The sequence below is a fragment of the Caulobacter sp. B11 genome (assembly GCF_002737765.1).
Classification (GTDB): Bacteria; Pseudomonadota; Alphaproteobacteria; order Caulobacterales; family Caulobacteraceae; genus Caulobacter.
Window position 1 is genome coordinate 1 of record NZ_PEGG01000085.1, and the last position, 8043, is coordinate 8043.

General features: G+C 66.2%; 3 protein-coding genes and 1 pseudogene. 2 read left to right on the forward strand and 2 right to left on the reverse strand.

The window, feature by feature from the left end:
- Positions 1 to 56 precede the first annotated feature (56 nt).
- A complete protein-coding gene (locus tag CSW58_RS05050) occupies positions 57 to 2846 on the reverse strand; it encodes a TonB-dependent receptor (protein WP_099446556.1) in 2790 nt (929 codons plus the stop codon).
- A gap of 543 nt (positions 2847 to 3389) precedes the next feature.
- Here CSW58_RS05050 and CSW58_RS05055 point away from each other — a divergent pair.
- Together CSW58_RS05055 and CSW58_RS05060 are read left to right on the forward strand one after the other, a co-directional pair.
- On the forward strand, positions 3390 to 4559 hold the full coding sequence (locus tag CSW58_RS05055) for an MFS transporter (RefSeq protein ID WP_304441628.1): 1170 nt from the start codon (positions 3390 to 3392) through the stop codon (positions 4557 to 4559).
- Positions 4556 to 6421 (forward strand): hypothetical protein, encoded by a 1866-nt coding sequence (locus CSW58_RS05060; RefSeq protein WP_236627654.1) that lies wholly within the window; start codon positions 4556 to 4558, stop codon positions 6419 to 6421. Before CSW58_RS05055 ends, CSW58_RS05060 begins: the two co-directional genes overlap by 4 nt.
- A gap of 175 nt (positions 6422 to 6596) precedes the next feature.
- On the opposite strand, the pseudogene CSW58_RS05065 reads toward CSW58_RS05060, so the two are convergent.
- Positions 6597 to 7966: pseudogene (locus CSW58_RS05065) on the reverse strand (carboxylesterase/lipase family protein).
- Between the last annotated feature and the right edge of the window lie 77 nt (positions 7967 to 8043).

The window sequence follows — 8043 nt, forward strand, 5'->3', positions numbered from 1 at the left end:
GGCCTGGAGGAAGGCCGGCGCTTTATCCAAGGCGCGGTCTGGGAGGAGCGAACGCCCTAGAAGTTGTACCTCAGCCCGACGAAGAACTGTCGGCCGCTGTGGGTGTAGACATTGAGGCGGTTGCTCTCGCCGACATACTGGTCGTTGAACTCGTCAGTCAGGTTCACGCCTTCGAAGGACAGCTTCAGGTTCGGCCGCAGGGCCACGGTGGCCTGCATGTCGAAGTTCAGCGTCTCGTTGGTGCCGTGATAGGCGTTGCCGTCGCTGCCCGGGACCTGGGTCAGATAGCCCGAGCGATAGGCTGCCGAACCGCGCACGCTGAAGGTCTCCGTCTCATAGTAGATCGTCGCGTTGGCGGCGTTCCTGGACAGGCCCACCAGAGTGGCGTTGACCGTCGGCGCGCCGGGCGTGGTCGAGGTCAGATACTCGATGTCCGAATTCACATAGGTGTAGTTGGCGAGGAAGCCGAAATTGCTCCAGAACCCTGGCAGGAAGGTCAGGGGCTGTTGCCAGTTCAGCTCGAAGCCCGACAGGTCGCCACCGTTGGAATTGACCGGCTGGGTCACCTGGAAGACCTCGGTCGGCGTGGCGCCGGTGCCAGTCAGCAGCGAGTCCGGCAGGCCCAGCGTGTTGTAGACGGCCTCCTGGCGCAGGGTGGCGACGAAGGTGTCGATGCGCTTGAAGAACAGGCCGGCGGCCAGCATCGTCCCCTTGGCCGGATACCATTCCAGCGACAGGTCGACATTGGTCGACTTGGTCGGATCCAGGTCGGGATTGCCCGAGCTGAAGTTGCGGTTGGCGCCCTGGACGTTGACGTCGCCGCCGGGAGACAGCGAGCCGATGCCCGGGCGAGCGATGGTCTGGGCCGAGCTGATCCGGGCCACGACGGTGTCGGAGACATCGGCGGCCAGGTTGAAGGCCGGCAGGGTCATTTCATAGCTGCGGCTGGCCTCGACGCGCTGGATCACGCCGCCGACGGCCGCATAGCCGGCCGACTGCTGGTCGGTCTTGACGTGGCGCAGGCCGGCGTCGCCGCGGAAAGGCAGGCCGAAGGCGTTGAAGCGGAAATCGGCCTGGACATAGGCGCCCGTGCTGGCTTCCTGCACCGCGCCGTACTGACCGCGCGCCGAACTGTTGTTGGTGTTGGTCAGGGCATAGATGCCGGTGTTGCTGTAGATGCCGAACTTGGCCGCATAGGCGTCGATGTCGGGCACCAGCCAGGCGGTGGCGTTGCCGTCCGCCAGGTCGAGATTGCGACCAAACCCGCTGAACACCTTGGACACCGACGCCAGCTCGGCCGGGGTCAGGGTCTGGCTGACCGTCTCGCTGGTCCGATAGGCGCCATAGCTGTCGTACTCGAACTTGCGCCAGTCGACGCCGACCTTGAGGGTCAGGGCCTCATTGGCGTCCCACTCGCCATAGACCTTGGCGGTTGAGAACTGGTTCTCGACGAACTGCGGACGGATGCGCACTTCCGAGGCGCCGTTGATCGCCGACCAGTTGGCCGGATTGGTCGGGTCGAAGCCCAGGCCGATCGTCGGCAAGCGGTCGCCGCGGAAGTCGTAGCTGTAGCCCTGGCTGTTGGCCCGGTCGAAGGTGATGATCGTCGACACCGGCTGGGTGAAGGTTGAGTCCGCGTAGCCGGCCAGGATGCCCGTGCGGATGTTGGAGCCGAAATCGCGCGTGCCGGTGAAGGTGAACTGCTTGAACTCGGTGTGCAGCTCGTCATAGGCCGACTGGGTGCGCAGATCGACATTGTCCATGCGCGCATAGACCAGGTTGTTACCGTCCACGACGCCGTCACGGATGATGGTCTGGGGCTTGCCGACCCCGGCCCGCGACAGGCCAATGGCCTGCAGTTGGGCTTCCTTGCGGGTTCCATCCAGATACGAATAGAGCGCGTCCAGGGTCAGGACAGTGTCTTCGTCGGGCCGGAACTGCACCGAGCCGGTGACGCCCAGGCGCTTGGAATTGATGTCGTAGCTGACATAGGACGGGATGCGCGGGGCGAAAATGCCGTTGGCGGCCGTGTTGTTGTTGATCTGGGCGATGGTGTAGCCCGGCACGGTCGAGGCCGCGTTGAAGCCGCCATTGCTGCCGCCATAGGTCCAGCGCGTGATGTTGGCGCCTTCTTCCTTCAGGTGGCGCTGCTCGTAGGCGACCGAAACCAGGGCGCCGAGCTTGCCGTCGAACCAGGTGCGGCTGGCCAGGGCCGACAGGCGCGGCGTCGTCTGCTCCGACAGATCGTTGTAGCTGGCGGTCGCCGACAGAACGAGCTGGGGCTTGGGATTGTCGAACGGCCGGGCCGTCATCAGGTCAACCGTGGCCCCCAGCGAGCCTTCTTCCACGTCGGCCGAGGCGGTCTTGCGGACCGCCAGGCTGTTGAACAGGTCGGAGGCGAAGACGTTGAAGTCAAAACCACGACCGCGATTGGTGCCGCCGCTGTTGGCCGTGCCGCCTGTGGTCGAGATGGCTTCCATGCCATTGATGCGGACGCGGGTATATTCCGAGCCCAGGCCGCGGACGGTGACCTGACGGCCTTCGCCATTGATCCGCGAGATCGAGACGCCGGGAATGCGCTGCAGGGATTCGGCCAGGTTCAGGTCGGGGAACTGGGCGATATCCTCGGCCTTGATGGCGTCGACAACGCCGCTCTCGCTGCGCTTGAGGTTGATGGCGCTGGCCAGGCTGGCCCGGAAACCAGTGACCACGACAGCCTCGACCTCGTCGACGGCCGCTGCGGGGGTGGCGTCCTGGGCTTGGGCGACGCCGCCAAGCGTGATCGCCATGAACGAGGCGCCGCCGGTCAGCCATGCGCGCAGGCCGCGTGTGTCATTGAAAGCCATTGTTCCCTCCCAAGCCCGTCTTCGCGGGTCACGTTCTTATCCTGGCTGGGTTCCACGCCGCGCTCGGCGACCGGTCCAGACCCTTCTGTTCGAGCTGAACGATAGGGGTGGGGGTCCGGCCAGGGCCAATCCTAATCAGGCATGGACCTATGCGTGATTTGCACCGATTGCTCGGCATCGCCGCCAAGAAGGCGCGAAATCCCTGCAATTCCCGGGGAAAGCCCCCCCTCTAGGCCCCAACCTCCCCCAAGTTCAGACCGATCCAACCTCAATCCATGTTCCGCTTGGATCGGTCGATAGGCGATTTGACTTAGACCTGACCTCGGGTCGTCTCTAGCTTCCGTCCCGCAAGCCTCCCGAGAGCGGGGGCGATGGGAATGGAAACGCGATGACCGGCACGGACGCGGACAAGGCCAAACGCACGCGCGCGCGCTGGCTGATCATCACGGTGCTGTTCGTCATCACCACGATCAACTACGCCGACCGCGCCACCTTCGCGCGGGCCAGTCGGCCTCCAAGGAACTGGGCCTGGACCCCGTGGCCATGGGCTACATCCTGTCGGCCTTCGCCTGGGCCTATGTGCTGGGCCAGATCCCCGGCGGCGCCCTGCTCGACAAGTTCGGCTCCAAGAAGATCTACACCGCCGCCCTCGTGCTCTGGTCGGGCTTCACCATGCTGCAGGGCTTCGCGGGCGTGTTCAGCGGCCTGGCCGCCGCGGTCGCCCTGTTCGCCATGCGCTTCATGGTCGGCCTGGCCGAGTCGCCTTCCTTCCCCGCCAACGCCCGGATCGTCGCCGCCTGGTTCCCGGGCCCCGAGCGGGGCACGGCCTCGGCGATCTTCAACTCGGCCCAGTACTTCTCGCTGGTCGCCTTCGCGCCGCTGATGGGCTGGCTGGCGCACAGCTTCGGCTGGCGCTCAGTGTTCTTCGTGATGGGCGCCGTCGGCCTTGTCGCGGCGGCCTTCTTCGTCAAACTTATCCACAGCCCTGTGGATCATCCGAGCATCAACAAGGCCGAGTTCGACTATATCGAGGCCGGCGGCGGCCTGGTGCGGATGGAAGACAAGAACGCCGCCAACGGCGCGGCCTTCACCTGGGTCAATGTCAGGCAGGTCCTGACCAACCGCATGCTGCTGGGCGTCTATCTGGGCCAGTACTGCATCAATGTGCTGACCTATTTCTTCGTCACCTGGTTCCCGATCTATCTGGTCAAGGAGCGCGGCCTGTCGATCCTGCAGGCCGGATTCACCGCCGCCCTGCCCGCCCTGTGCGGCTTCGCCGGCGGCATCCTGGGCGGCATGATCTCCGACGCCCTGCTGAAGAAAACCGGCAACCTCGACATCGCCCGCAAGACCCCGCTGCTGCTGGGCATGCTGCTGGCCACCAGCATCATCCTCTGCAACTTCGTCGAGCAGGAATGGCTGGTCATCGTGATCATGGCCGCCGCCTTCTTCGGCAAGGGCGTGGCCTCGCTGGGCTGGGCGGTGGTGGCCGACACCTCGCCCAAGGAGATGGCCGGGGTCACCGGCGGCATCTTCAACACCTTCGGCAATGTGGCTGGCATCGTGACCCCGATCGTCATCGGCTATATCGTGGCCGGCACGGGCTCGTTCGACGGCGCCCTGATCTTCGTCGGGGCCCACTGCGTGATCGCCATCGCCGCCTACTTCCTGGTCGTCGGCAAGATCCAGCGCCTCGAACTGAAGCCCGCATGAGCCCCAGCCCCCTGACCAGCCGCCGCCGCTTCCTGCGCACCGCCTCGGCCCTGCTGCTGGCCGGCGTCGCCGCCCCTGCCTTAGCCGCGCCCACGGCGACGCTCGAGATCAGCACGCCGATGGCCCCGCCCGAATGGGCGTTGCTGGAGCGTGAATTGCTCAAGGCCAACGCCGAGGCCTGTGAAGCCTTCTTCGCCCGCTATTTCGACGAGCGCGGCTATCTGCTGGCGGTCGAGCGCTGGGGCGCCAATGACGGCCCGGACGACGCCATCGAGAACGTCAATGACTGGCCGCACCTGCACGCCCTAGGGGCTAGCGACCGCCTGCTGGAACTGTCCAAGAGGGCTTTCGAAGGCAATGTTCGTCAGTACACGGCCGCACGGACCAAGGACGTGCCGTTCGCCCGCGAGGGCATGTACTACAAGGAATTCCCGGTCATGACCGACTGGCAGCACCTCTCCGAGGGGCTGTCGGTGTTCAACCTGCTGGGCCTGTCGGATCCAAAGGACGCCCGCTACCGCGACCGGGTCAAGCGTTTCTCCGGCTTCTATCTGGGCGAAGACCCGGGCGCGCCGAACTATGATCCGCAGCTGAAGATCATCCGCAGCATGATCACCGGCAGCCGGGGTCCGATGCTGCGCAAGGCCACGCCCCTGGACTGGGCCGGCGACCCTTACGAGGTGAAGGGCTTTTTCATGGAGCACGGCGAGGAGTCCTACGAGCAGACCCTGCGCCACTATGACGAATATGGCGACGTGGTCGGCGACGCGCCGCTGAACCTGCAGTCGACCAGCCTGGTGCTCAACGCCTACATGCTGGACCAGGAGCCGAAATACCGCGACTGGATCATCGGCTATGTCGACGCCTGGATCGCCCGCGCCCAGGCCAATGGCGACGTCCTGCCCAGCAAGATCGGCCTCGACGGCAAGATCGGCGGACCCAAGGGCCAGTGGTGGAGCGGAACCTACGGCTGGGGCTTCAGTCCCGTCGTGCCCCAGACCGGCAAACGCGAGGATCGCAACCGGGTGCCTCGCGCCTTCGTCGGCTTCATGAACGCCTATCTGCTGACCGGCGACGACAAGTACCTCGACGTCTGGCGCAAGCAGAACGACGTCATCAACGCCCAGCAAAAGACCGTCGACGGCAAGGTCATGGCCCCGCGCATGTACGGCCCCAAGGGCTGGTACGGTTATGCACCCGGCCCGTACCGGCTGAATGGCCTGGAGATCTGGTACCTGTCCATGCGGGCCTCCGATCGAGCGCGGGCTCCTGACCATCCATGGCTGACCTATCTGGACGGAAAGGACCCCGCCTTCCCCGCCAGGATCCTGCGCAAGGATTTGGAACAGGTCCGCGCCAAGGCCCAGGCCCAGCGCGACGATCACTCGACGCCCGACACCCGGCTGGCCGACGCGGCCCTCGACATCAATCCGGCCAGTGTCACGGCCCTGATCCATTTGATGCAGGGCGGGATCCACATCGCCCGGCCGCCCTGGTCGCCCAGCTCGCCGGCCCAGGGCGGAGCCCTGCTCTATGCCCGCCTGCGCTATTTCGATCCCGAACGCCGCCGGGCCGGCGTGCCTGAGGATGTCGCGGCCCTGGTCGAGACGCTCACCGACGACGGCGTGACCGTGACCCTGGTCAACACCAACCAGGTCTCGGCCCGCACTGTGACCGTGCAGGGCGGCGGCTATGGCGAGCATCAGGTGCTGAGCGTCTCGACCGAGGGCGGTCCGGCCGTAGCCATTGACGCCTCTGCGTTCACGGTCCGCCTGGCGCCCGGCTCGGGCGCTCGCCTGACCCTGAAGATGAAACGCCACGCCAATCCGCCGAGCTTGAGCTTCCCTTGGGATCGCGCCTAGGGACGTCGGACGCGTCAAAGCTTGTCAGCCCGGAACCCTCTCAAAGGCTGGCCGGGATGACAGGCTTGATGAGACGGGCGGCTGGCTACGTCCCCTCCTTCATGAACGGCGCGACCCGAGAACAGTTCCCGCTCTTCCTTGCGCGGATCGTCGACCATCTTCGAATCCACGTCGATCACCAGGGTTGGCCGCCTGGGCAGGGTGTAGGGCTCCCAAGCCGGGATCGCCGCGCAGTTGGGATCTCCCGTGCGGCGAAGGCGATGAAGGCCTCGCTCATCTGGTGGGGCGACGGCCCTGGCGTCGGCGCCCGTGCCGGGTCTTCGAACCCCGGCGCGGCCAGGGTGTCGAACACTAGCGGAATGTCGAAGGTGTGAAAGGCTCGCAGCTTGCCGCCATCGAGGGGCGAGCCGAAATCCAGCTGGTACATCCAGGCCGGCGCGCCGATCCGGGCCCGCTGCTCTGCCTGGATCAGATGGCCCGGCCATGAGCGACCGGCCGTTGTGGCGGCGAAGAACACCTCCGAAGGCGTGTAATTCGGATAGAGCTCGCGATAACGCTTGATGACCACCGCCGGCGCGACGTCGAGCACCAGTTCGGGGCCGAGGCGCTTGGGCAGATCCTCCCAGGTGAGGGTGAAGTTCCTCGGATCGCCGCCCAGGAAGGCGCGGGTTTCGTCGTGGGTATTGCCGATGATCATCGGGATGTGGGCGCTCTCGCGCGGGGCGTCCGGATAGAACGGATGGCGCGGCAGCACGCCGCCGTCCATGACCGACCAGAAGAGGATCGCGCCCTTCAGCGCGATGGGATCGGGCGTCTTCAAGGCCTCGACCAGCCGGTCGGCCGGCAGGGTGCGCAACTGATCGACCTGATCGGGCGCCAGGCCCAGGGCCTTCATCAGAGCCCTGGCCCGCAGGGAGGCGTGATAGGGCCCCATGGCGGTGACATGCTGGCCGCTCAGGGTGGCGGCCTTGTGCATCAGCCCCGGGCCGAGGGCATGGCCATCAGGGTGACGACCTTGGCGCCGCCGCCCGACTGGCCGAAGGCCGTGACATTGCCGGGGTCGCCCCCGAAGGCGGCGATGTTGTCGCGTACCCATTTCAGGGCCAGGATCAGGTCCAGATTGCCGACATTGCCGCTATCGGCGAGATCCGGCCCGCCCAGTTCGGCCAGATAGGCATAACCGAACAGGTTCAGTCGGTGATTGACCGTCACCACCACCACGTCGCCGCGCTTGCACAGATTCACCCCCTCATAGAGCGGGTCCGAGCCCGAACCGTTGGCGTGGGCCCCGCCATGCACATAGACCATCACCGGCCGCGGCTTCCCGTCCGCCAGGCCGGGGGTCCAGACATTGAGGAACAGGCAGTCCTCGCTGGTCGGATCGGTCGCCTTGGTCTGCGGGCTGGCGGGACCATAGGCCAGGGCGTCGGCGACGCCGGTCCAGGGCGTCGGCGGGATCGGCGGCAGGAAGCGGCGCGGGCCGGTGTCGGCGCCATAGCGCACGCCCTTGAAGACCTTGATCCCTTCGATTTCGGCCCCGCGCACCTTGCCATATTGGGTGACGGCGATGGGCGCCTTGGCGGCGGCCCTGGCGGAGGACAGACCGGCCAGGCTCGCGGCGG